The following is a 22,168-nucleotide window of genomic DNA, read 5'->3' as shown; positions in this document are numbered from 1 at the left end:
TGGTTCGTCTCTTGCCCAGCTGCTTTGCTAGGCCCCTGCCCTGCCCGGGGCAGAGGAAACATGTGGGAGGACAGGGTGTTAGGCGCCTTTGCCAACGCGTTCAAGACTCCGGACCTGCGCCGGAAGATCTTGTTCGTGCTCTTCATTGTCGTGATCTTCCGGCTCGGCTCGGTCGTGCCGGCACCGGGCGTGAACGTCCAGTCGCTGCACACCTGTATCAAGGTGTCCCAGGGCGGTGCGAACGCGAACCTCTACAACCTGATCAACCTGTTCTCCGGCGGCGCGCTGCTGCAGCTCGCGATCTTCGCGCTCGGCATCATGCCGTACATCACCGCCAGCATCATCCTGCAGCTACTCACCGTGGTGATCCCGCGGCTGGAGTCGCTGAAGAAGGAAGGCCAGGCGGGGCAGGCCAAGATCACCCAGTACACCCGGTTCCTCACCGTCGGGCTGGCGATCCTGCAGTCGACCGCGTTCGTGGCGCTGGCCCGGACGCCGGGCCGGCTGTTCCAGGGCTGCAACGAGCCGCTGCTGTACAAGGACGACTGGTTCACAGTCATGGTGATCGTGCTCACCATGACCGCCGGTACCGGCGTGATCATGTGGCTGGGCGAGCTGATCACCGACCGTGGCGTCGGCAACGGCATGTCGATCCTGATCTTCACCCAGATCGTCGCCACCTTCCCGACCCAGCTGTGGAACATCCGCAAGCAGAAGGGCATCGCCACCTTCCTGGTGGTGATCATCATCGGCCTGGTGATCATGGCCGCGGTCATCTTCATCGAACAGGCGCAGCGCCGGATCCCGGTGCAGTACGCCAAACGGATGGTCGGCCGGAAGATGTTCGGCGGCACCTCGACGTACATCCCGCTGAAGGTCAACCAGGCCGGTGTGATCCCGGTGATCTTCGCCTCGAGCCTGCTCTATCTACCGGTGTTGCTGAGCCAGTTCCAGCAAGGCAAGGGCTGGGCCAACTGGATCCAGGGCAACCTGGTCAAGGGTGACCACCCGATCTACATGGTGACGTACGTCGCCCTGATCATCTTCTTCACGTATTTCTACGTCTCGATTACCTTCAATCCGAAGGAAGTTGCAGACAACATGAAGAAGTACGGCGGCTTCATCCCCGGGATCCGGGCGGGACGGCCGACCGAGGAGTACCTGGGCTACGTGCTGTCCCGTATCACGCTGCCAGGAGCGCTCTACCTCGCGGCGATCTCGATGATCCCGCTGGTCGCGCTCGTCCTGCTGAACGCGAACCAGAACTTCCCGTTCGGTGGTACGTCGATCCTGATCATGGTCGGCGTCGGACTGGACACGGTGAAGCAGATCGAGAGTCAGCTGCAGCAGCGAAACTACGAAGGGTTCCTGCGCTGATGAGAATGTTGCTGATGGGTCCGCCCGGGGCGGGCAAGGGCACGCAGGCAAAGGTGCTTGCGGAACGCCTGAATATCCCGGCCGTGTCCACCGGCGACATCTTCCGTGCGAACGTCAAGGACGAGACGCCGCTCGGGCTCGAGGCGAAGCGCTACATGGACGCCGGTGACTACGTCCCGGACGAGGTCACCAACGCAATGGTGCGGGACCGGTTGTCCGAGGCCGACGCGGGCGAGGGTTTCCTGCTCGACGGCTACCCGCGGACGCTGGCCCAGGTGGGCACGCTGGACGACATCGTGGCCGACCACGGCCACAAGCTGGACGCGGTGGTGGCGCTGGTCGCCGACATCAACGTGCTGGTCAGCCGGATGCTCAAGCGCGCCCAGACCGACGGCCGGACGGACGACTCCGAAGAGGTCGTCCGGCACCGGCAGGACGTCTACACCGCTGAGACCAAGCCGCTGCTGCGGGTGTACGCCCAGCGCGGCCTGCTGGTAGAGGTGGACGGAGTCGGCGAGATCGACGAGGTGAGCGAGCGCGTGCTCGCCGCCCTGAAGACGATCACGGAGTAAGCGCGGGCTGTGATGTTCAGAGACCGCGGGATCGAGATCAAGACCCGCGAACAGATCCTTTCGATGCGGGCGGCCGGCTTGGTCGTCGGCCGCACGCTGGAACTGCTGCGCGGCGAGGTCCGGGCCGGCATCAGCACCGGCGAACTGGACGCGATCGCCGAGGACCACATCCGGTCCTCTGGCGCGGTCCCGTCGTTCAAGGGCTACCACGGCTTCACCGGCTCGATCTGCGCGTCGGTGAACGACGAGATCGTGCACGGCATCCCCGGTGGCCGGGTGCTGGCCGACGGCGACCTGATCTCGATCGACTGCGGTGCGATCGTCGACGGCTGGCACGGCGACGCGGCGATCACGGTGCCGGTCGGCGAGGTCGGCGCCGAGCTGCTCGAGCTGGCCCGGATCTGCGCGGAGTCGATGTGGCGTGGGTTCGCCGCCGCGAAGCTCGGCGGCCGGCTCACCGACATCTCCCACGCTGTCGAGGCCCACGTCCGGGCGACCTCGTCGTACGGGATCGTCGAGGACTTCGTCGGGCACGGGATCGGCTCGGCGATGCACCAGCCGCCGAACGTGCCGAACTTCGGCCGCCCGGGCCGCGGCCCCAAGCTGGTCGAGGGGATGGCGCTGGCGGTCGAGCCGATGCTCACGCTCGGCAAGCAGGAGAACCACACGCTCGAGGACGACTGGACGGTCGTCACCGACGACGGTCTGGCCGCCGCGCACACCGAGCACACGTTCACTCTCACTCCGCAGGGTCCCTGGGTGCTGACCGCGCTCGACGGCGGCGAGGCGAAGCTGGCGGAGCTCGGCGTCAAGTGCGGCGCGCTGACCGACTGACGGTGCGCTAGCTGATCGACGGACAGTGGGGGTCCACCCGTCGGGGGACGCAGGCGAACCGCAGCTGAGGCACACTTGAGACATGCCTCAGTACCAGCCGCACCAGCGGTTCACCGAAGCCGACCGGGACAAGATCGCCGGCCGGCTGCGGGACGCGTTCGCGGACGGCCGGCTGGATCAGCCCGAGTTCTCCTCCCGCCTCGACCAGTTGTACGCCGTCCAGACGTACGGCGAGCTGGAGCCGCTCGTGCGGGACCTGCCGCCGGTGCGGACGTACCAGACGCCCGCGGTGGTGCAGGACAGCAAGCCCGCGCCCGAGCCGGGCGACTTCCCGGAGCGGAAGAGGGACGCCCGTCCGCATCGGCACGGGATCGCTGCGCTGGGCGGCGGTTTCACCGGTGTCGTCATGATCAACGTGGTGATCTGGTTCGTGATCGGTCTCGGCAACGGCGGTCACTGGCCGCACTTCTGGCCGGTCTGGCTGCTGATCCCGTGGGCGATCTTCGCCCTGGGCGGCCTCGGTAGGCGCCGTTGACAGCGGCCCCGGTCACCCGTCGCCCCGCGGGTCCGCGTCTACGCCCAGATCTGGCGTGGCAGCTGCGGCGGGGCTCGGCTCTCGTGTACCTGATCTGGTTCGCCGTGGCGATCCCGCTGGTGGTTGTGGGTCTGCTGCTGGAGCCGCGCTGGGTCGGCTGGATGATGCTGGGCTGGTTCCTGGTACTGATCCTGTTCACGGTCTCGATGCGGATCGCCGATGGCCGGCTGCGGAAGTCGTGGGCCGACGCGGCCACCCAGATGGGCTGGCGGATCAAGGCCACCGAGCCGGAGTTGCAGGAGCACTGGCCGTTCCCGCCGTTCTCCACCGACCCGTCCGCCGAGGTGACGGAGGTGACCACCGGCCGGCACCGCGGCCGTGAGTTCTGGACCGGTCGGTTCCAGCACAAGGTCGGACGTCGCGAGCTCGGTTTCGACTTCCTCGATCTGCAGGTGGACCGGCCGCTTCCACCGCTGCAGGTGCTGCCGGCGTCGCTGGCCAAGGTCGCGGCGGCGAGTCTGCTGCCGCTGACGATGACCATCGACGGGCTGCCCGGTCGCTACTGCCTGTTCAACGGTCGCGAGGACCACGCGATGGTGGTGCTGCATCCGCGCGCTGTCGAAGCGCTCGCCCAGGTCGCGCCGTTCGGCTTCAGCTGCGAAGGGCGGCGGTTCGTCGCGATCCTCCCGGCCTACCGCGACACCACCACCGCCCTCGCCCAGCTCGACGCGGCCTGCGACCTGCTCGACCTGATGCCCGAACAACTCTGGCGCGAAGGCGAACAGTGGGCCGCTATGCACTCTCAGTGACCACCATTGCGCTGCCAAGGCGGCGTACGGAGTCTCGATTGGGTTTCGCGTGGGGGAGTGGCGTACACTCATTCCTTGGCTCTTTGTAGCCTCTGTCTCGTTGTGCCCGCGGCTGCCTGACCTCGTGTCAGGAGGGCATTCGAGCCTGGGCCTGAGCCGGTAGTACCCACCTTTTCAGTACGTCGTCTACAGAAGTGCGAGGACATGCCCAAAAAAGAGGGAGTCATCGAACTCGAGGGCACCATCGTGGAGGCCCTGCCGAACGCGATGTTCCGTGTTGAGCTGTCCAATGGGCACAAGGTGCTCGCGCACATCAGCGGCAAGATGAGGCAGCACTACATCCGGATCCTCCCCGAGGACCGGGTCGTCGTGGAGCTGTCGCCGTACGACCTCACCCGGGGTCGCATCGTCTATCGGTACAAGTAGGACCACCACCAACACCTGTCGAAGAAAGTAGCTCGATGAAGGTCAATCCGAGCGTCAAGAAGATCTGCGACAAGTGCAAGGTGATCCGCCGTCACGGCCGGGTCATGGTGATCTGCGAGAACCCGCGGCACAAGCAGCGGCAGGGCTGACCAAGCCTTTTCGAGCAGTACACAGCACTTTCGCATCACACAGCGCGCACGCTCGTCCAGCAGCAGGATGTACCGCTGCTGGACGTTGCCCCCGGAACAGAGGCCGGGGCCCTGCCGGTGAGCAATTCACCGAGGCGGGCGGGGACGCGGCGCGCCACCACACCTCTGCCGACGAAAGGAACACCGCCACATGGCACGCCTCGTAGGGGTCGACCTGCCGCGCGACAAGCGCATCGAGGTCGCTCTCACCTACATCTTCGGTGTAGGTCGTACTCGCGCCCTGAAGACGCTCGAAGCCACCGGGATCTCCGGTGACAAGCGCGTCCACGAACTGGGCGACGAAGAACTGGTCAAGCTCCGGGACTTCATCGAAGGCAACTACAAGATCGAAGGTGACCTCCGTCGCGAGGTGACCGCGGACATCCGCCGCAAGATCGAGATCGGGTCGTACCAGGGTCGCCGGCACCGCAGCGGCCTCCCGGTGCGTGGTCAGCGCACGCGGACCAACGCCCGTAGCCGCAAGGGTCGTCGCAAGGCGATCGCCGGCAAGAAGAAGAAGTGATGACCCGGATGACCGTCGACCACCCCAGGAGCAGCTGACCTATGCCTCCCAAGAGCCGCACCGCGGCCGGCGCGAAGAAGGTGCGCCGCAAGGAGAAGAAGAACGTGGCCGCCGGCCACGCGCACATCAAGAGCACGTTCAACAACACGATCGTGACGATCACCGACCCGACCGGCGCGGTCATCTCGTGGGCTTCCGCGGGAACCGTCGGCTTCAAGGGGTCGCGCAAGTCCACCCCGTTCGCCGCGCAGATGGCCGCCGAGGCCGCTGGGCGCCGGGCGATGGAGCACGGCATGCGCAAGATCGACGTGTTCGTGAAGGGTCCCGGCTCCGGCCGTGAGACCGCGATCCGTTCGCTGGGTGCCGTCGGCCTCGAGGTCGGCACCATCCAGGACGTCACCCCGACCGCACACAACGGATGCCGCCCGCCGAAGCGGCGCCGGGTCTGATCCCAGAGAGAGGAAGGTAGCGAACCATGGCCCGTTACACCGGACCGATGACCAAGAAGTCGCGCCGTCTCGGGGTCGACCTCGTCGGTGGCGACAAGGCGTTCGAGCGCCGTCCGTACCCGCCGGGTATGCACGGCCGCGGCCGCCCGAAGGAGAGCGAGTACCTGCTCCAGCTCCGTGAGAAGCAGAAGGCCCGCTTCTCGTACGGCGTCCTGGAGAAGCAGTTCCGCCGGTACTACGAGGAGGCCTCGCGGCGCTCCGGCAAGACCGGCGACAACCTGCTGATCATCCTGGAGTCCCGGCTGGACAATGTGGTGTACCGCAGCGGCCTGGCCCGGACCCGTCGGCAGGCCCGTCAGCTCGTCGTCCACGGTCACTTCACCGTGAACGGCGTCAAGGTGAACATCCCGTCGTACCGGGTGGCCGCCCACGACATCATCGATGTCAAGGCGAAGTCGGTCGAGACGACCCCGTTCATCATCGCCCGGGAGGCGCACTCCGAGCGCGTCGTCCCGGCCTGGCTCGAGGTGATGCCCGAGCGGCTTCGCATCCTCGTCCACCAGCTGCCGACCCGGCAGCAGATCGACACCCAGGTCGCCGAGCACCTGATCGTCGAGCTCTACTCGAAGAACTGATCCTGCTCCGGCCGGTGGCCTGTGGTCACCGGCCGGAAACGGTCGGTCCTTCGGCCCTTCGCGACCTCAAATAGTGGTCGTCGCGGAACCAGAAAGAAGAACGAAGTGCTTATTGCGCAGCGCCCCACCCTGACCGAAGAGGTTGTCGGCGAGCACCGCTCGCGGTTCGTGATCGAGCCGCTCGAGCCGGGCTTCGGCTACACCCTCGGCAACTCCATCCGCCGTACCCTGCTGTCGTCCATCCCGGGCGCCGCCGTGACCAGCATCAAGGTCGACGGCGTGCTGCACGAGTTCTCGACGGTTGCCGGGGTCAAGGAAGACGCCACCCAGCTGATCCTGAACCTGAAGGACCTGGTCGTCTCGTCCGAGCACGACGAGCCGGTCACCATGTACCTGCGCAAGCAGGGCCCCGGTGACGTCACCGCCGCCGACATCGCGCCGCCGGCCGGTGTCGAGGTGCACAACCCGGACCTGAAGATCGCCACCCTGAACGAGAAGGGCCGGCTCGAGATGGAGCTGGTCGTCGAGCGGGGCCGCGGTTACGTGTCGGCGATCCAGAACAAGTCCGCCGACGCCGAGATCGGCCGGATGCCGGTCGACTCGATCTACTCGCCGGTCCTCAAGGTCACCTACAAGGTCGAGGCGACCCGTGTCGAGCAGCGCACCGACTTCGACCGCCTCGTGGTCGACGTCGAGACCAAGCCGTCGATGCTGCCCCGCGACGCCGTCGCGTCGGCCGGTAAGACGCTGGTCGAGCTGTTCGGCCTGGCCCGCGAGCTGAACGTCGAGGCCGAGGGCATCGACATCGGCCCGTCGCCGGTGGACGAGCAGATGGCCGCCGATCTGGCCCTGCCGGTCGAGGACCTGCAGCTGACCGTCCGTTCCTACAACTGCCTCAAGCGTGAGGGCATCCACACCGTGGGTGAGCTGATCTCGCGCAGCGAGCAGGACCTGCTGGACATCCGCAACTTCGGCTCCAAGTCGATCGACGAGGTCAAGCTGAAGCTGGCCGAGATGGGCCTGTCGCTGAAGGACTCGCCTCCTGGCTTCGACCTGCGTGCGGCCGCCGAGGCCTACGGCACCGAGGCCGAGGACGAGGACGAGAGCTTCGCCGAGACCGAGCAGTACTGACACCCACCCCGGGCCACCATCGGCCTGAATCCTTCTGGAGTAAGAGATGCCTACCCCCACCAAGGGTGCCCGGCTGGGCGGCAGCCCGGCGCACGAGAAGCTGATCCTCAGCAACCTCGCGACGTCGCTGTTCGAGCACGGCGCCATCACCACCACCGCGGCCAAGGCCAAGCGCCTGCAGCCGCTGGCGGAGTCGATGATCACCAAGGCGAAGCGTGGTGACCTGAACTCGCGCCGCCAGGTGATGAAGCGGATCAAGGACAAGAGCGTCGTGCACGTGCTCTTCACCGAGATCGGCGAGCGGTACGCCGACCGTCCGGGCGGCTACACCCGGATCACCAAGCTCGGCCCGCGCAAGGGTGACAACGCGCCGATGGTGAAGATCGAGCTGGTCGAGGCACTGGCCGACTCGCCGAAGGCGAAGAAGACCGCCGCCAAGAAGGCTCCGGCCAAGAAGGCCGCCGAGAAGCCGGCGGTCGCCGAGGCCGACGACGTCGAGGACGTCGAGGACGAGAAGGTCCAGGACGTTCAGGACGAGAAGGTCGAGGACGTCGTCGCGACGGAGGACGTCCAGGACGTCGTCGAGGACGCCAAGACCGAGGACAAGTAACAGCAGCTGTTGGACAGCGCCCCCTCACTTCACGGTGAGGGGGCGCTGTTGCGTTAGATTGCCGTGTGCGTTGGCGGATAGACCTGAGATACGACGGAACGGCCTTCCACGGCTGGGCCCGTCAGGAGGGCCTCCGGACCGTGCAGGGTGTGCTGGAGGAGACCCTCCGCGTCGTACTGCGGCTGCCGGAGACTCCTGTGGTGACCTGCGCCGGCCGCACGGACACCGGCGTACACGCTCGCGGTCAGGTCACCCATGTGGACGTCGAAGGCGCTGTAGAGCCGCTGAGGCTCCTGAGAAGCCTGAACGGCGTCCTGCCCGAGGATGTGGCTGTCACGGCTGTCACGGCGGCTCCAGAGGGCTTTGACGCCCGCTTCTCCGCGCTGGCCCGTCGCTATGTCTACCGCCTCTGCGACGACCCGGCCGGCTGGGACCCGCTCACCCGTGGGCACGTGCTGCGAGTGGGCCGCCCGCTGGATGTGGTTCGGATGAACGCAGCCGCGGCCGATCTGCTCGGAGAGCACGACTTCGCGGCGTTCTGTAAGAAGCGTGAGGGTGCGAGCACAGTGCGGGCCCTGCTGGAGTTCTCGTGGCTGCGGACGGCTCCCGGGCTGCTGGAGGGCACAGTGATCGCGGATGCCTTCTGTCACTCGATGGTCCGGGCCCTGGTGGGTTCGATGATCCCGGTGGGTGACGGACGACGTGACGTCGACTGGCCGGCCGCCGTACTGGCCGGCAAGCTCCGGGACTCGGCTGTGTCGGTGCTGCCCGCGCACGGCCTCACACTGGAGGAAGTGCGCTACCCGGCCGATGACGAGCTGGCCGCGCGGGCATTGCAGGCCCGTCAGGTCAGGGGAGAGGTACACCAGCGTGGCTGACCACTACTTCTCGGCGGAGCCCGGTTCCGCGGACGTACGCCGTACTGTCGAGGCCCGGATCTGGGGACGCGAGTACACGTTCACCACCGCGACCGGAGTGTTCTCCAGAGACCGGTTGGACATCGGTACGGCGGTGTTGCTGCGCGAGGTGGATCCGCCGACCGGCACGGGTACGTTCCTCGACCTGGGGACCGGATACGGGCCGATCGCCTGTGCACTGGCCGTGGAAGCGCCCGAGGCAGTGGTTTGGGCAGTGGACGTGAACACTCGGGCCCTGGAGCTGACCGGGGAGAACGCGGGTAAGGCCGGCGTGAGTGATCGCGTGCACCCGGCGCTGCCGGACGACGTACCCGCTGACGTGCTCTTCGACCAGATCTGGTCGAACCCGGCGATCCACATCGGCAAGGCCGAGCTGCACAAGATGCTGCTGCACTGGCTGGCCCGGCTTGCCCCCGGCGGCGTGGCATGGTTCGTCGTCGGCAAGAACCTCGGCGGCGATTCGCTGCAGCGCTGGCTGACCGAGCAGGGCTATCCGTGCCGGCGGATCGGCAGCGCGAAGGGGTTCCGGGTCCTGTGTGCAACGAACCCGGGTCCATCGCCGTCCTGAGGGTATGGAGGCAGCCTTGGCGGCAGCAGAGGCACGGACCGACGCGCTCGACTTCGAGCAGTGGGTGACCGAGAAGGCAGATGCGCTGCTGCGGTTCGCCTATGTCCTCACTGGGGACGGAAACCTGGCCGAGGACGCCGTTCAGGATGCCCTGACCACGGCCTGCGCGCGCTGGAGCCGAGTGAGCCGGGCCGACGACCCCGAGGCCTACGTGAAGCGGATGGTGGTGAACGCACACATCTCCTGGTGGCGCCGGTTCCGCCGCCGCGAGGCACCGGCTCCGGACCCGGTCCGGAGCGCACCGGCCGCCCCGGACGGTGCGGCCGCCCGGGCTGAGTCGGACGCGGTCTGGGCGCTGTGCTCGACGCTGCCGGACAAGCAGCGGGCAGCCGTCGTACTGCGCTTCTACGAGGAGCTCTCGTACGCCGAGATCGGTGTGCTGCTGCACTGCGCGGAGGCGACCGCCCGATCACACGTCCACAGAGCTTTGGCCGCACTGAAGACCACGCTGAGCAAGGAAGGAGCCGAGGATGCCTGAGCACGACCCTGAGCAAGAGCTCGGCCCCAAGATCGCCTCGGCGTTCCAGAGCCAGGCCGATGCCCAGACCGGACCGCCGTACGACGGTCTGGCGCGAGAGGCGCGCCGGCGAGTGCGCAAGCGGCGTCAGAACCTGACCATCGCCGCAGCGGCTGTCGTGGTGGCGGCGGCCATCGGCGGAGTGTGGAACCTGGCGAGCGGTGAGTCTCCGGTCGCGTCGACCGCCAGTGACAGCAGTGGGCACAGCCAGGCATCGGCCCCGGACAAGTCGACCGAGGGCATGGCGCCGCCGAAGGCCGCGGTGAGTTGTCCTCCGGATCATCCGATTCTCCAGGCCGACGGGCCCAACGCCGTACCGGCTGGGACGGGGCTGGACCTGAACACACCGGTGACCGGGCTGCAGGCGTGCCGCTACCAGCTCACTCCGGGATCCACGGCGCTGCTCGGCCAGGAGCGGTTCAGCCCTGAGGTCGCGCAGCAGGTGGTCGATGCGATCAAGGTGCTGCCGGAGCGGAACCCGACGCTGCCGGTGTTCAAGTGCGCGCCGCAGACCGCACAGCCGTCGGAGGCGATCGTGTTGCGCTTCGACACCGCGGCCGGCATCCGCGAAGTCTGGGTCCAGTACGACGGCTGCGACTCGGCCGGCTTCTTCACCGGCACCCACACCTACGGCCTGTACGCCGCCCCCCTCAAACTCTTCATGACCGGCTCGGTCCGCCCACCCGGCAGCACCTACCTCAACGCCCTCAAGGACTGGTAGCTCACCGCCGCGGCCCTCGATAACGGTTCGCATGGTGGGGTTTGGGGCGTCAGACTGGTGGGATGGGTCACGTGGATGTCGCCGGGGTGGGGTACGAGCTGCCGGACGGGCGGGTGTTGCTGGACGACATCACCTTCCGGGTCGGGGACGGGGCCAAGGTCGCGCTGGTCGGGGCGAACGGGTCCGGCAAGACCACGCTGACCAGGATCATCGCGGGTGACGTGAAGCCGCACAGCGGCAGCATCTCGCGGTCCGGCGGCCTGGGCGTGATGCGCCAGTTCGTCGGCTCGGTGCGGGACTCCTCGACCGTGCGCGACCTGCTGCTCGGGGTCGCGCCGGAGGCGATCCAGCAGGCCGCGGCCAAGCTCGACAAGGCCGAGCTGAAGATGATGGAGGCCGACGACGAGAAGACCCAGCTCAAGTACGCGCAGGCGGTGGCGGACTGGGGCGAGGTCGGCGGGTACGACGCGGAGGTTCTCTGGGATGTCTGTACGACGTCCGCCCTCGGCATACCGTTCGACCGCTGTCGCTGGCGTGAGGTGAAGTCGCTGTCCGGCGGTGAGCAGAAGCGCCTGGTTCTGGAGGCCCTGCTGCGCGGCCCGGACGAGGTCCTGATGCTCGACGAGCCGGACAACTACCTCGACGTACCGGGGAAGCGGTGGCTGGAGGACCAGCTCCGCAGCACCGACAAGACCGTGCTCTACATCAGCCACGACCGCGAGTTGCTGGCCAACACCGCCACCCGGATCGTCACGGTCGAATTAGGTGCCGCAGGCAACACCGCGTGGACGCACGGCGGCGGCTTCCGGACGTATCACGAGGCCCGCCGGCATCGCTTCGAGCGGTTCGAGGAGCTGCGCAAGCGCTGGGACGAAGAGCACGCCAAGCTCCGGGCGCAGATGCTGATGTACAAGCAGAAGGCGGCGTACAACTCCGACATGGCGTCGCGCTACCGGGCGTCGCAGACCCGGCTGCGCAAGTTCGAGGAGGCCGGGCCGCCGCAGGCGCTGCCGCGCGAGCAGAAGGTCAGCATGCGCCTCACCGGCGGCCGCACCGGCAAGCGTGCGGTGGTGTGCACCGGCCTGGAGCTGACGGGTCTGATGAAGCCCTTCGACCTGGAGGTCTGGTACGGCGAACGCGTCGCCGTACTCGGGTCCAACGGCTCCGGGAAGTCGCACTTCCTCCGGCTGCTCGCCAACGGCGGCTCCGATCCGGATGTCGAGCACCAGCCGGTGGGCGACGTACAGATCACTCCGGTGGCGCACACGGGCAACGCCAAGCTTGGCGCACGGGTCCGGCCGGGGTGGTTCGCGCAGACGCACGAGCACCCGGAATTGGTCGGCCGCACACTGCTGGAGATCCTGCACCGCGGTGACGACCACCGGGAGGGCATGGGCCGCGAGTTGGCGTCGCGGAAGCTGGACCGGTACGAGTTGGCCCATGCGGCCGAGCAGACCTTCGACAGTCTGTCCGGTGGGCAGCAGGCGCGGTTCCAGATCCTCCTGCTCGAGCTGTCCGGCGCCACGCTGCTCCTGCTCGACGAGCCCACCGACAACCTCGACGTCGAGTCGGCCGAGGCGCTGGAGGAAGGTCTCGACTCCTTCGACGGCACAGTCCTGGCGGTCACCCACGACCGCTGGTTCGCCCGCGGCTTCGACCGTCACCTGGTCTTCGGCGCCGACGGCTCCGTCTACGAGTCCGACGAGCCGGTCTGGGACGAGGGCCGCGTCGAGCGCTCTCGCTAGGGCGCCACGCACCAGCCGTCGCGGTACGCCGCCCAGTGGGCCGGGGTGGCGGTGAAGTCGACGTACAGGGCCAGGCCGAAGTTCTGGCGGTTCGAGGTGCCCAGTCCGAGGCGTGCGCCTCGGACTGCGGCCGACACAGTCTCAGCGCGGCCCCAGTGGGACGGGTTGCTCTCCCAGTACGCCGGTAGGCCCATGAGGAGGTCCGTCGACGCGGGAGTGACCTTCAGAGCGAGCTCGGTCTGCTTGGCGACGTAGCCGCCGTACAAGGACTCCAGGGGCATCGCGGTGTCGTAGGACATGACGGCGATCTGCTCGACGCGTCGGGCGACCTCACCGAAGTAGTCCTGCGACCACCACTTGCCCAGGACGTTCAAACGCCAGAGCGGGTCGATCTGCGCGGCCGCGACGGACAGGGGTACGCCGTGCGCAGCCGTGAGCGCATGTGTTTCGTCCAGTACGGCGAGGAAGCCGGCCGACCCGGAGTGCACCGGCTCGAAGTCGAAATGGATGCCTTGGAACCCCTGGCCGAGTACGGCGGCCGACGAGGCGACCACTCGGCTCCGGACGGCCGGATCGTCCAGATCCATGCCCGGGTTCTTCGCGGGCTGGACAACATCGCCCAGCCACGCCTGCACGCGGACGTCGGGCGCCGCGGCTCGCATGGCCGTGACGAACCACCGGGCCTTGGGCGAGACCTTTGCCAACGGCAACGATCCGTCGTGCTCCAACGGGCCTGCATGCACGTACAGATCTCGGATCCCCGTGCCATCCAGCTGCTTGGCCAGTGCAGCCACGTCAGCCGTCGTCTTCCGCCCGTCCACCCAGGCATGGCCCAGCCACAACGCGTCGTGGTTGCGCGTCCGTGCCTCCGCCGAGGGCTCGCCGGCATACGCCAGCCAGAGTGAGATCGGGTACGCCGACAGCAGCAGTACGAAGACCAGCGCGAGAACCGTCACGACGCGGCGGCGGCGCGACCACGTCCGCCGGCGCCGCCTCACGAACGCGGCTTCAGGCCGTCGTAGATCAGCGCCAGCATCCGGTCCCGGACGTGCGGCTCGAGCGCGGCCGCGGTCGCACCCCGCGAGGCACCGATCAGCAGCGCGTAGGTCTCGGGGAACTGAGCATCCGCCCGTACGGCGCCGGCCCGCTGGGCCCGGGTGAGGAGCCCGTCGAACGCCTCCCGCATGCCCTGGCCCGCCTTCTGCGTGTCCGCGCCGATCGCCGTGCCGGCCGCGGCCAGCGCCTCGGCGATCGCCAGCTTCGACGCGGACTCCGACACGACCTGGGTGAAGAACGCATAGAACGCCGTACCCGGGTCGTCGCTGTCAGCCAGCTCCAGGGCGCGGTCGCGGAGCCGCTCCAAGCGCAGTGTCAGGACCGCCTCGAGCAGCTCGGTCTTGGTCGGGAAGTGCCGGAACACGGTCGCGATCCCGACACCGGCCAGCCGGGCCACATCGTCGGTGGACGCACCGGGCGTGCGCCCGAACACCTCGTCTGCCGCGGTCATGATCCTGGCCCGGTTGTCCCGCGCGTCTGCTCGCACCCCTGGTCCCTTCGTCGCCCCTCAGCCTAGGAGACGCTCCGCGAGCCGCGGGGGTTGTAAACGAAGTTGTGACTCCGTATATTCGGAGTCGCTACTCCATTTAACTCCTGTGAGGAATCCGATGACTCCCGAAGAGGTCTTTCTGAAGCTCGCCCGCGGCATCGGCGACCGCGAGCTCGCCGCGTTGCCTGAGTTGTACGCCGAGCGGACCGACGTACGCCATCCGATGAACCCGTACGGCGACCACCCGCTGCTGTCCCGCGACGCGCTCCGCGAGCACTTCGGCGGCACCGGCGCGCGGGCGACCGAGGTGATCCGGTTCCAGCCGGAGAACATCCGGATCCACCAGACCGCCGATCCCGAGGTGATCGTGGCCGAGTTCGACTATGTCGGCACGGTGATCGCGACCGGCGAGCCCTTCTCCGCGTCGAACGTCATCGTGCTGCGGGTCCGGGACGGCCAGATCGTCGAGTCCCGTGACTACATCGACCACGTCGCGATGACCCGCGCCCGCGGCCTGACCGAGCAATTGATCACCGCCCTGCGGGAACCGGCCGGCGCCCCCGCCGCGTCGTAAATCGGCAGAGGCGCCGGATGGCCCCGGACCGAGGCATCAAGCCCGCCCGGGGCCATCTCCAATCCGTACCGGCATCGCGGTCAGTGCCTTCACCGCGACCACCAGCCCGGCCGCGGCGAGCACGACGTCCTTCAGCACGTACTGCGCCTCCAGCGTCGGAGCCCCCGGGAACAAATCGCCGAAGAACAGCACCAGCGGCGACAGGATCCCGACCAGCGAGAACCCGAGCACCAGCAGTCCGGTCCGCAGCAACCGGCCGGAGATCAGCGTGATCCCGATGAAGCACTCCATCACCGCGGTCAGCAAGACCGCCGGCCGCCCGTGGATGATTCCGAAGGTGAGTGTGTCGAGGGTCCGCATCAGCAGCGCCTCCGCCGGGCTGGCCCCGGGGAAGAACTTGAGTACGCCGAACCCGAGAAAGATCAGCCCGAGGCTGACCCGCAGGATGTCGACGCTGCGCCGCCCGAACCAGTCGGCAACCCGATTCCCCTTGTAGATCAAGGCATTCATGATGGTCTCCCTGTTGCGATCGATGTCACAACAGCGTCGCCGTCCGGCCTCCTCTACCGCGTCGGTCAGGTGACGGCACTTTCGCTACGCCGTCCGCGGTACGTCTCAGGGAGACCCTGAGGCCCGGGGGAGTAGAGGCTGAACAGTGGAGGCCGTGGCCAAAACACGACAGCCCCCGACCCGGAGGTCGGAGGCTGTGCGCTGATGCGAAGTGGTGCGAAGAGGTCAGCGGTCGCCCATCGGGACGTACTGGACGCCGCGGGCGCCGGTGTAGATCTGCTTGGGGCGGGCGATCTTCTGGTCGCCGTCGCCGAGCATCTCCAGCCACTGGGCCAGCCAGCCCGAGGTGCGCGGGATCGCGAACAGGACGGTGAACATCTCCGGCGGGAACGACAGCGCCTCGTAGATCAGGCCGGAGTAGAAGTCGACGTTCGGGTAGAGCTTGCGGGAGACGAAGTACTCGTCCTCCAGCGCGATCTTCTCCAGCTCGACGGCGATCTTCAGCAGCGGGTTGATCCCGGTCACCTCGAACACGTCGTCGGCGGCCTTCTTGATGATCTTGGCCCGCGGGTCGTAGTTCTTGTAGACCCGGTGGCCGAAGCCCATCAGCCGCTCCTCGCCGGCCTTCACGCCCTCGATGAACGACGGCACGTGGTCGACCGAGCCGATCCGGCGGAGCATCTTCAGCACCGCCTCGTTGGCGCCACCGTGCAGCGGGCCGTAGAGCGCACCGATGCCGCCGGCCACCGCCGTGTACGGGTCGACCTGGGTGGAGCCGATCGCCCGGACCGCGTTGGTGGAGGCGTTCTGCTCGTGGTCGGCGTGCAGGATGAACAGGATCTCCAGCGCCCGCACCAGGCGATCGTCGGAGGCGTACTTGGGCTCGCTCATCTTGAACAGCATCGACAGGAAGTTCGCCGTGTAGCTGAGCTCGTTGTCCGGGTACACGTACGGCTTGCCCTGGGCGTGCCGGAACGCGAACGCGCCGAGCGTCGGCATCTTCGCGATCAGCCGCCGGATCTGCAGCGCCCGGGACTCCTCGTCGAAGACGTTGCGCGACTCGGGATAGAAGGTGGACAGCGCCCCGACCGACGCGAGCAGCATCCCCATCGGGTGCGCGTCGTACCGGAAGCCCTGCATGAAGGTCTTGAGGTTCTCGTGCACGAACGTGTGATACGTCACGTCGTGCGCCCAGGCCTCGTACTCCGCCTTGTTCGGCAGCTTGCCGTTGACGAGCAGGTAGGCCACCTCGAGGTAGTTCGACTGCTCGGCGAGCTGCTCGATCGGGTAGCCGCGATACTCCAGGATGCCCTTGTCGCCGTCGATGAAGGTGACCGACGAGCGGCAGGAGGCGGTGTTGACGAAGCCGGGGTCGTAGGTGGCCAGGCCACCGTCGCCGTCTTCGGCACTGATCTGTTTGAGATCGGCGGCACGGATCGTGCCATCGGTGATGGCAAGGTCGAAGTCCTTGCCGGTCCGGTTGTCCCGGACGGTGAGCGACTGTTCGGTCACAATGCCCTCTTCGGAAGCTGGCGTCATCGCCTGGCGAGTGAGGGTTATCGTCAGCCGGCGGGACGCGGTTCGGACTGCAATCTTCACCGCTAAACTAGTGCTGTCCTCAGCTCCTTCCAAGCTGGGGTCCCCGAACCGCCTGGGCTCGCTTTGACCCCGGGGTGCCGACGCCGGTATTCTGGGCTGCTGTTGTGCGTTCCAGGTCTGGCATCAGCACAGCCACGTCGGCGGACCGCTCGCCGACGTACCAGTTTTGTCAACCTCTGAGAAACGAAGGTCAACGACCGTGCGCACGTACAGCCCGAAGCCTGCTGACGTCACCCGTGAGTGGCACGTGATCGACGCCACCGACGTCACGCTCGGTCGGCTCGCCGTCCAGATCGCCACCCTGCTGCGCGGCAAGCACAAGCCGACGTTCGCTCCCCACGTGGACGGCGGTGACTTCGTCGTCGTCGTCAACGCCTCCAAGGTCGCCCTGTCCGGGACCAAGCGGACGGACAAGCTGGCGTACCGCCACTCGGGTCACCCGGGTGGTCTGACGGCCACGCCGATCGGCGAGATCCTCGACAAGGACCCTCGCAAGGCCGTCGAGAAGGCTGTCTGGGGCATGCTCCCGAAGAACCGCCTGAGCCGGAAGCTGCTGAACAAGCTGAAGGTGTACGCCGGTCCGGAGCACCCGCACACCGCCCAGCAGCCGAAGCCGTTCGAGATCACCCAGATCGCCCAGTAAGCGATCGACGAGCCAGGTAAACGAGGATTCACAGCGTGAGCGACATCACCACCGAGACCGAAGAGTTCGACACCGAGGTCCCCATCGACACCGAGGGCCCGGTCGCCTACACCTCCGAGACGAACCCGACTCCGGAGCAGCGCGCCGAGACGGGTCGTGTCGCGGTCATCAACCCGGCCGGCGCCACTGGCCGTCGCAAGGAGGCTGTCGCCCGCGTCCGCCTGGTGCCCGGCACCGGCCAGTGGACCGTCAACGGCAAGCCGCTGGACGTCTACTTCCCGAACAAGGTGCACCAGCAGCACGTGAACGAGCCGTTCGTCGTCGCGGGCCTGGAGGGCTCGTACGACGTGATCGCCCGGATCAACGGCGGCGGCATCACCGGCCAGGCCGGTGCGCTGCAGCTCGGTGTGGCCCGGTGCCTGAACGCCGCCGACGAGGAGGCGAACCGCCCGGGTCTGAAGAAGGCCGGTCTGCTCACCCGCGACGCGCGGATCAAGGAGCGGAAGAAGGCCGGTCTCAAGAAGGCCCGCAAGGCGCCGCAGTACAGCAAGCGCTGATCACCTGATGGGGCGTTTGTTCGGTACGGACGGAGTCCGTGGCCTGGCGAACGTGGACCTGACCGCGGAGCTGGCGCTCGACCTCTCGGTCGCGGCAGCTCACGTACTCGGCGAGGCCGGTGCCTTCGAAGGGCACCGGCCACGCGCCGTTGTAGGGCGGGATCCACGCGCCAGTGGTGAGTTCCTGGAAGCCGCCGTGGTGGCCGGTCTGGCCAGCGCCGGCGTCGATGTGGTCAAGCTCGGCGTACTGCCGACGCCGGCCGTGGCCTACCTGACCGGCTCGACCGGCGCCGACCTCGGCGTGATGCTGTCCGCCAGCCACAACCCGATGCCGGACAACGGCGTCAAGTTCCTGGCCCGTGGCGGGATCAAGCTCGACGACGTGATCGAGGACGCGATCGAGGCCCGGATGGGCGAGGAGTGGCAGCGTCCGACCGGCGCGGCCGTGGGCCGTGTGCTCGAGGACGGGCGGGGCTTCGAGACGTACGTCTCGCACCTGGTCCGCTCCGCGCCGAACCGGTTCGACGGCCTGAAGGTTGTCATCGACTGCGCCAACGGCGCCGCCTCCGAGACCGCGCCCGAGGCCCTGCGCCGGCTGGGTGCCGAGGTGATCACGTACGCCGCCGCACCCGACGGACTGAACATCAACCTGAACTGCGGATCCACCCACCTGGAGGGTCTGCAGCGCGAGGTGATCGGCCACCGAGCGGATGTCGGCATCGCGCTCGACGGCGACGCGGACCGCTGCCTGGCCGTGGATGCCAACGGCGAGCTCGTGGACGGCGACCAGATCCTCGCGATCCTGGCGCTGGCCATGCGCGACAGCGGCCGGCTGTCGAACGACACCGTGGTCGCGACCGTGATGAGCAACCTGGGCTTCGTCCAGGCGATGGTCCGGGAGCGGATCGCGGTCGAGCAGACCAAGGTCGGCGACCGCTACGTGCTCGAGGCAATGAAGGCCGGCGGTCACAAGCTCGGCGGTGAGCAGTCCGGGCACGTGATCCTGTCCGACCACGCCACCACCGGCGACGGCACGCTGACCGCGGTCATGCTGCTCGCCCGGGTCGCCCAGACCGGCAAGAGCCTGAGCGACCTGGCCAGCGCGATGACCCGCCTCCCGCAGGTCCTGGTCAACGTGAAGAACGTCGACAAGTCCCGGGCGGGCGACGACCCGGCGGTCCAGTCCGCCGTCGCCGAAGCCACCACCCGCCTCGGCGACACCGGCCGCGTCCTGCTCCGCCCCTCCGGCACAGAGCCGCTGGTCCGGGTCATGGTCGAAGCCGAGTCCTCGGACACGGCCCACGAGATCGCCCACTCCCTGGCCGATGTGGTCGCCACCTCGCTGAAACTCTGAACCTGCGACACCTTCTGGGGGCCTGGGACATGGAATTCCATGTCCCAGGCCCCCATTCCATGTCCCAGGCCCCGCTTGCGCCCGAGGCGCTCAGGGTTGCAGACCCACTGCTTTGAGAGGGCTCGGCCAGGACTCCAGGACACCATGCAGGGTTGGGTCCTGAACGGTGGCCAGGGCTTCGGTGTGGGCGTCGGTGATGACGTCGGCGATGCGGACCGGCGTACCGAGAGATGCCGAGCGTACGGCGGCCTCGACCATGGCGACGCTGATGACGTTGGAGTGGACCTCGGACTGCGGGACGGTCGACTCGCGCACCGCGGCGACGAACTCGACCAGCGAGCCGGCGATCTGCTCGGGGTCGTCGACCACGACGGCCGGCAGGGCTTCGCCGGAAGCGAGTTCCGCGACGGGCGGGTTGTCCCCGTCCCAGGTCGCCGTACCGCCGGATGCGCTGGCCCGCCAGCGGCCGTTCCAGGACGTCTCCAGACCCGGTGCGCACCAGCTCCCGGTGAAAGCGAAGCGGGTGCCGTCGGCGAAGGTGAACACCGCGTTGGCCGCCGCGTTGCCGTCGAACCAGCTCCAGTCCGGGTTGTACGACTCGCAGTAGACCGACACCGGCTCGGAGCCGATCAGCTTGCGGCTCAGGTCGAACTGATGGATCGCCATGTCGACCAGCAGCGGCTCGGCCATCCGTTCCCGGAACCCACTGAAATGTGGGGCTTTGAAGAACTCGCACGACAGTGACCCGATCGTGCCGAGCTCGGCGAGCTGCCGCCCGAACGCGGCGCCGGCCCGGAAGTAGCGGCGGGACTGCGAGACCATCAACAGCTTCCCGCTCACCTCCGACGCCGCGACCATCGCCAGGCACTCGCGCACGGTCTCGGCCAGCGGCTTCTCGCAGAGCACCGGAAGCCCACGCACCAAGGCATCCACGCTGACCTTGGGATGCGCGGCCGGCACGGTGACGTCGATGACCGCGTCGGCGTTGCCGGCCAGTTCGTCGATCGAGGCCGCCACCGGCACGTCGCCGTACCCGTGCTCGTCGGCGGCCGCCCGGGCGACGTCCACGTCGAGGTCGACCAAGCCGATCAGGTCGACATCAGGATTGTCGGCAATCGTACGAAGCCACGCGCGGCCCATCCCGCCCGCGCCGACCTGGAGGAGGCGCAAGGGGTCAGGCATCCGCCGGCTCCTCGATCGGGCCCTGGTAGCCGTGGCCGTTGAAGAAGTCGCCGGTCTCGTACCGCAGCAGCGTCGGCACCGCCCGCTCCGGACGATCGGACTTCGCCCACGCGACGCCGTTCGCGATCACCCTGCGGACGTCCTTGTGGTGGTAGACCGGGAAGTCCTGGTCGCCGGGCGAGAAGTAGAAGATCTTCCCGTGCCCGCGGCGGAACGTGCACCCGGACCGGAACACCTCGCCGCCGGAGAAGGACGACACGAAGATCAGTTCGTCCGGCACCGGGATGTCGAAGAACTCGCCGTACATCTCCTGCTGCTCGATCTCGATCGGGTGCGGCACGCCCTGCGCGATCGGATGCGTCGGGTTCACCGTCCAGACCAGCTCGCGGTCGCGCTCACTGCGCCAGCGCAGCGTGCACGACGTACCCATCAGCTTGCCGAAGATCTTCGACCAGTGACCGGAGTGCAGGACGACGAGGCCCATCCCGGACAGCACGTGCTGGTACACGCGCTCGACCACCTTGTCCTCGACCTCGCCGTGCGCGGCGTGACCCCACCAGACGAGTACGTCGGTGTCGGCCAGCACCTCCTCGGTGAGTCCGTGCTCGGGCTCATCGAGGGTCGTCGTGGCGACCTTGGCCTCGTCGCCCAGATTCTCGCTGATGCCGGCGGCAATGGTGTTGTGCATGCCGTCCGGGTAGATCTCGGCGACATGCGGCTCGACCTGCTCGTGCCGGTTCTCGCCCCAGACGAGTACGCGAATCGTCATCTTCAGTCCTTAGGTTTACTTGACGGCTCCGCCGATGGCACCGGCGGCGATGTACTTCTGCGCGGCGACCAGCAGCACGATGGCCGGGATCGCCGAGAGCACCGCGGTCGCCATCACCGCGTTCCAGTTCTGCACCTGGGTGCCCAGGTACTGGTAGATCCCCAGCGTCACCGGCCGCACGCCGCCCTTGGTGGTCAGCGTCAGCGCGAACAGGAAATCGCTCCAGGAGAAGAGGAAACTGAACAACCCGGCGGTGATGAGGGAGTTCTTGCTGATCGGCAGCACGATCGCGACGAAGGCCCGGAACAGCCCGGCGCCGTCCACCCGCGCGGCCTCCACCAGTGACGGCGGCAGCGACATCATGAACGAGCGCAGGATCAGGATCGCGAACGGGATCCCGCTGCTGCAGTTGGCCACGATCAGTCCCGGGATCGAGTTCAGCAGCCCGATCCGTTCGTAGGCCGTGTAGAGCGCGTTGGCGATCACGATCCCCGGGATCATCTGTGAGATCAGGATCGCCAGCAGCCCGACCGACACCCAGCGCGACCGGAACTGCGAGAGCGCGTAGGCACACGGTGTCGCGATCGCCAGGCTGAGTACGACGGTCCCGGCCGCGATCATCATGCTGGTGACCAGGTTGCCGCCCTGCTCGTCGAGGGCACGTTTGTAGCCGGCGAACGTCGGGTGCAACGGCAGGAAGCCCGCGGTCAACGTGTTCCCGGAGGGTTGCAGCGAAGCGTTCACCATCCAGTACACCGGGAACAGCATCACGCACAGGATCAGGACACCGATCACGGTGTACGCCGTACGTCGCATC

28 protein-coding genes are annotated in these 22,168 nt (G+C 67.7%); 21 read left to right on the top strand and 7 right to left on the bottom strand.

Features of this window, described 5'->3' with window-relative positions:
* The first annotated feature begins 75 nt into the window (after positions 1-75).
* The 17 genes from secY to OG558_RS05805 all read left to right on the top strand — a co-directional run bounded on the left by secY (position 76) and on the right by OG558_RS05805 (position 12,617).
* A complete protein-coding gene (gene secY, locus OG558_RS05885) occupies positions 76-1,377 on the top strand; it encodes a preprotein translocase subunit SecY (RefSeq protein ID WP_329482142.1) in 1,302 nt (433 codons plus the stop codon).
* The gene (locus tag OG558_RS05880; RefSeq protein WP_405069304.1) at positions 1,377-1,949 is read left to right on the top strand and encodes an adenylate kinase; all 573 of its coding nucleotides are present in this window, start codon (positions 1,377-1,379) and stop codon (positions 1,947-1,949) included. Before secY ends, OG558_RS05880 begins: the two co-directional genes overlap by 1 nt.
* A 12-nt stretch (positions 1,950-1,961) precedes the next feature.
* Positions 1,962-2,783, top strand: coding sequence for a type I methionyl aminopeptidase (gene map / locus OG558_RS05875; RefSeq protein ID WP_405072112.1), 822 nt, complete (start codon positions 1,962-1,964; stop codon positions 2,781-2,783).
* A gap of 82 nt (positions 2,784-2,865) precedes the next feature.
* Positions 2,866-3,318, top strand: a complete 453-nt coding sequence (locus OG558_RS05870) for a DUF1707 domain-containing protein (RefSeq protein ID WP_405069303.1) — start codon at positions 2,866-2,868, stop codon at positions 3,316-3,318.
* Between the two features lie 83 nt (positions 3,319-3,401).
* Entirely contained in the window at positions 3,402-4,127 is a 726-nt protein-coding gene (locus OG558_RS05865) for a hypothetical protein (protein WP_329482138.1), read from the top strand.
* 204 nt (positions 4,128-4,331) lie between these two features.
* The gene (gene infA, locus OG558_RS05860) at positions 4,332-4,553 is read left to right on the top strand and encodes a translation initiation factor IF-1 (protein ID WP_012923661.1); all 222 of its coding nucleotides are present in this window, start codon (positions 4,332-4,334) and stop codon (positions 4,551-4,553) included.
* Positions 4,554-4,588: 35 nt separating this feature from the next.
* Positions 4,589-4,702, top strand: coding sequence for a 50S ribosomal protein L36 (gene rpmJ / locus OG558_RS05855; RefSeq protein ID WP_008361054.1), 114 nt, complete (start codon positions 4,589-4,591; stop codon positions 4,700-4,702).
* A 190-nt stretch (positions 4,703-4,892) separates the two neighbouring features.
* Positions 4,893-5,264: a 30S ribosomal protein S13 gene (gene rpsM / locus OG558_RS05850; protein WP_020388083.1), complete on the top strand. Its 372-nt coding sequence runs from the start codon at positions 4,893-4,895 to the stop codon at positions 5,262-5,264.
* Positions 5,265-5,305: 41 nt separating this feature from the next.
* Positions 5,306-5,713 (top strand): 30S ribosomal protein S11, encoded by a 408-nt coding sequence (gene rpsK, locus OG558_RS05845; protein WP_012923659.1) that lies wholly within the window; start codon positions 5,306-5,308, stop codon positions 5,711-5,713.
* Between the two features lie 26 nt (positions 5,714-5,739).
* The gene (gene rpsD / locus OG558_RS05840; protein ID WP_329482137.1) at positions 5,740-6,348 is read left to right on the top strand and encodes a 30S ribosomal protein S4; all 609 of its coding nucleotides are present in this window, start codon (positions 5,740-5,742) and stop codon (positions 6,346-6,348) included.
* Positions 6,349-6,453: 105 nt separating this feature from the next.
* Entirely contained in the window at positions 6,454-7,479 is a 1,026-nt protein-coding gene (locus OG558_RS05835; protein WP_131360975.1) for a DNA-directed RNA polymerase subunit alpha, read from the top strand.
* A 46-nt stretch (positions 7,480-7,525) separates the two neighbouring features.
* Positions 7,526-8,089 (top strand): 50S ribosomal protein L17, encoded by a 564-nt coding sequence (gene rplQ / locus OG558_RS05830; RefSeq protein ID WP_329482136.1) that lies wholly within the window; start codon positions 7,526-7,528, stop codon positions 8,087-8,089.
* Positions 8,090-8,154: 65 nt separating this feature from the next.
* Positions 8,155-8,967 (top strand): tRNA pseudouridine(38-40) synthase TruA, encoded by an 813-nt coding sequence (gene truA / locus OG558_RS05825; protein WP_405069302.1) that lies wholly within the window; start codon positions 8,155-8,157, stop codon positions 8,965-8,967.
* The gene (locus tag OG558_RS05820; RefSeq protein ID WP_405069301.1) at positions 8,960-9,574 is read left to right on the top strand and encodes a class I SAM-dependent methyltransferase; all 615 of its coding nucleotides are present in this window, start codon (positions 8,960-8,962) and stop codon (positions 9,572-9,574) included. The genes truA and OG558_RS05820 overlap by 8 nt, the downstream gene beginning before the upstream one ends.
* A 16-nt stretch (positions 9,575-9,590) precedes the next feature.
* Positions 9,591-10,112, top strand: a complete 522-nt coding sequence (locus tag OG558_RS05815) for an RNA polymerase sigma factor (RefSeq protein WP_405069300.1) — start codon at positions 9,591-9,593, stop codon at positions 10,110-10,112.
* Positions 10,105-10,872 (top strand): hypothetical protein, encoded by a 768-nt coding sequence (locus OG558_RS05810; RefSeq protein WP_405069299.1) that lies wholly within the window; start codon positions 10,105-10,107, stop codon positions 10,870-10,872. The genes OG558_RS05815 and OG558_RS05810 overlap by 8 nt, the downstream gene beginning before the upstream one ends.
* 62 nt (positions 10,873-10,934) lie before the next feature.
* Positions 10,935-12,617 (top strand): ABC-F family ATP-binding cassette domain-containing protein, encoded by a 1,683-nt coding sequence (locus OG558_RS05805; protein ID WP_405069298.1) that lies wholly within the window; start codon positions 10,935-10,937, stop codon positions 12,615-12,617.
* Here the strand turns inward: OG558_RS05805 and OG558_RS05800 are convergent.
* Both OG558_RS05800 and OG558_RS05795 read right to left on the bottom strand, forming a co-directional pair.
* Positions 12,614-13,615: a hypothetical protein gene (locus tag OG558_RS05800; RefSeq protein ID WP_405069297.1), complete on the bottom strand. Its 1,002-nt coding sequence runs from the start codon at positions 13,613-13,615 to the stop codon at positions 12,614-12,616. The genes OG558_RS05805 and OG558_RS05800 overlap by 4 nt on opposite strands.
* Positions 13,612-14,160, bottom strand: coding sequence for a TetR/AcrR family transcriptional regulator (locus OG558_RS05795; RefSeq protein ID WP_405069296.1), 549 nt, complete (start codon positions 14,158-14,160; stop codon positions 13,612-13,614). Before OG558_RS05795 ends, OG558_RS05800 begins: the two co-directional genes overlap by 4 nt.
* Before the next feature lie 121 nt (positions 14,161-14,281).
* Between OG558_RS05795 and OG558_RS05790 the strand changes: the two genes are divergently transcribed.
* The gene (locus tag OG558_RS05790) at positions 14,282-14,737 is read left to right on the top strand and encodes a nuclear transport factor 2 family protein (protein WP_405069295.1); all 456 of its coding nucleotides are present in this window, start codon (positions 14,282-14,284) and stop codon (positions 14,735-14,737) included.
* A gap of 36 nt (positions 14,738-14,773) precedes the next feature.
* Here the strand turns inward: OG558_RS05790 and OG558_RS05785 are convergent, their stop codons facing one another.
* Together OG558_RS05785 and OG558_RS05780 are read right to left on the bottom strand one after the other, a co-directional pair.
* Positions 14,774-15,247: a DoxX family membrane protein gene (locus OG558_RS05785; RefSeq protein ID WP_405069294.1), complete on the bottom strand. Its 474-nt coding sequence runs from the start codon at positions 15,245-15,247 to the stop codon at positions 14,774-14,776.
* A 225-nt stretch (positions 15,248-15,472) separates the two neighbouring features.
* Positions 15,473-16,759: a citrate synthase gene (locus OG558_RS05780; RefSeq protein ID WP_328526144.1), complete on the bottom strand. Its 1,287-nt coding sequence runs from the start codon at positions 16,757-16,759 to the stop codon at positions 15,473-15,475.
* A gap of 286 nt (positions 16,760-17,045) precedes the next feature.
* On the opposite strand from OG558_RS05780, the gene rplM reads away from it, so the two are divergent.
* From rplM to glmM, 3 genes are read left to right on the top strand one after another with little or no spacing between them, the layout of a single operon-like run.
* Positions 17,046-17,489 carry a 50S ribosomal protein L13 gene (gene rplM / locus OG558_RS05775; RefSeq protein WP_329482126.1) on the top strand — a complete coding sequence of 148 codons (444 nt, stop codon included), beginning with the start codon at positions 17,046-17,048 and terminating at the stop codon, positions 17,487-17,489.
* A gap of 35 nt (positions 17,490-17,524) precedes the next feature.
* Positions 17,525-18,046 (top strand): 30S ribosomal protein S9, encoded by a 522-nt coding sequence (gene rpsI, locus OG558_RS05770; protein WP_328526145.1) that lies wholly within the window; start codon positions 17,525-17,527, stop codon positions 18,044-18,046.
* Positions 18,047-18,053: 7 nt separating this feature from the next.
* Positions 18,054-19,400 (top strand): phosphoglucosamine mutase, encoded by a 1,347-nt coding sequence (gene glmM, locus OG558_RS05765; RefSeq protein ID WP_329482125.1) that lies wholly within the window; start codon positions 18,054-18,056, stop codon positions 19,398-19,400.
* A gap of 90 nt (positions 19,401-19,490) precedes the next feature.
* On the opposite strand, the gene OG558_RS05760 is transcribed toward glmM, so the two are convergent.
* The 3 genes from OG558_RS05760 to OG558_RS05750 are packed head-to-tail and all read right to left on the bottom strand — an operon-like array spanning position 19,491 to position 22,167.
* Positions 19,491-20,582 (bottom strand): Gfo/Idh/MocA family protein, encoded by a 1,092-nt coding sequence (locus tag OG558_RS05760; RefSeq protein ID WP_405069293.1) that lies wholly within the window; start codon positions 20,580-20,582, stop codon positions 19,491-19,493.
* On the bottom strand, positions 20,575-21,351 hold the full coding sequence (locus OG558_RS05755) for a ThuA domain-containing protein (protein ID WP_405069292.1): 777 nt from the start codon (positions 21,349-21,351) through the stop codon (positions 20,575-20,577). Before OG558_RS05755 ends, OG558_RS05760 begins: the two co-directional genes overlap by 8 nt.
* Before the next feature lie 15 nt (positions 21,352-21,366).
* Positions 21,367-22,167, bottom strand: a complete 801-nt coding sequence (locus OG558_RS05750) for a carbohydrate ABC transporter permease (RefSeq protein ID WP_329482122.1) — start codon at positions 22,165-22,167, stop codon at positions 21,367-21,369.
* Between the last annotated feature and the right edge of the window lies 1 nt (position 22,168).

Source organism: Kribbella sp. NBC_01510 (genome assembly GCF_045040325.1).
Taxonomy (GTDB): domain Bacteria; phylum Actinomycetota; class Actinomycetes; order Propionibacteriales; family Kribbellaceae; genus Kribbella.
This window is presented reverse-complemented; position numbering and strand designations above follow the sequence as displayed.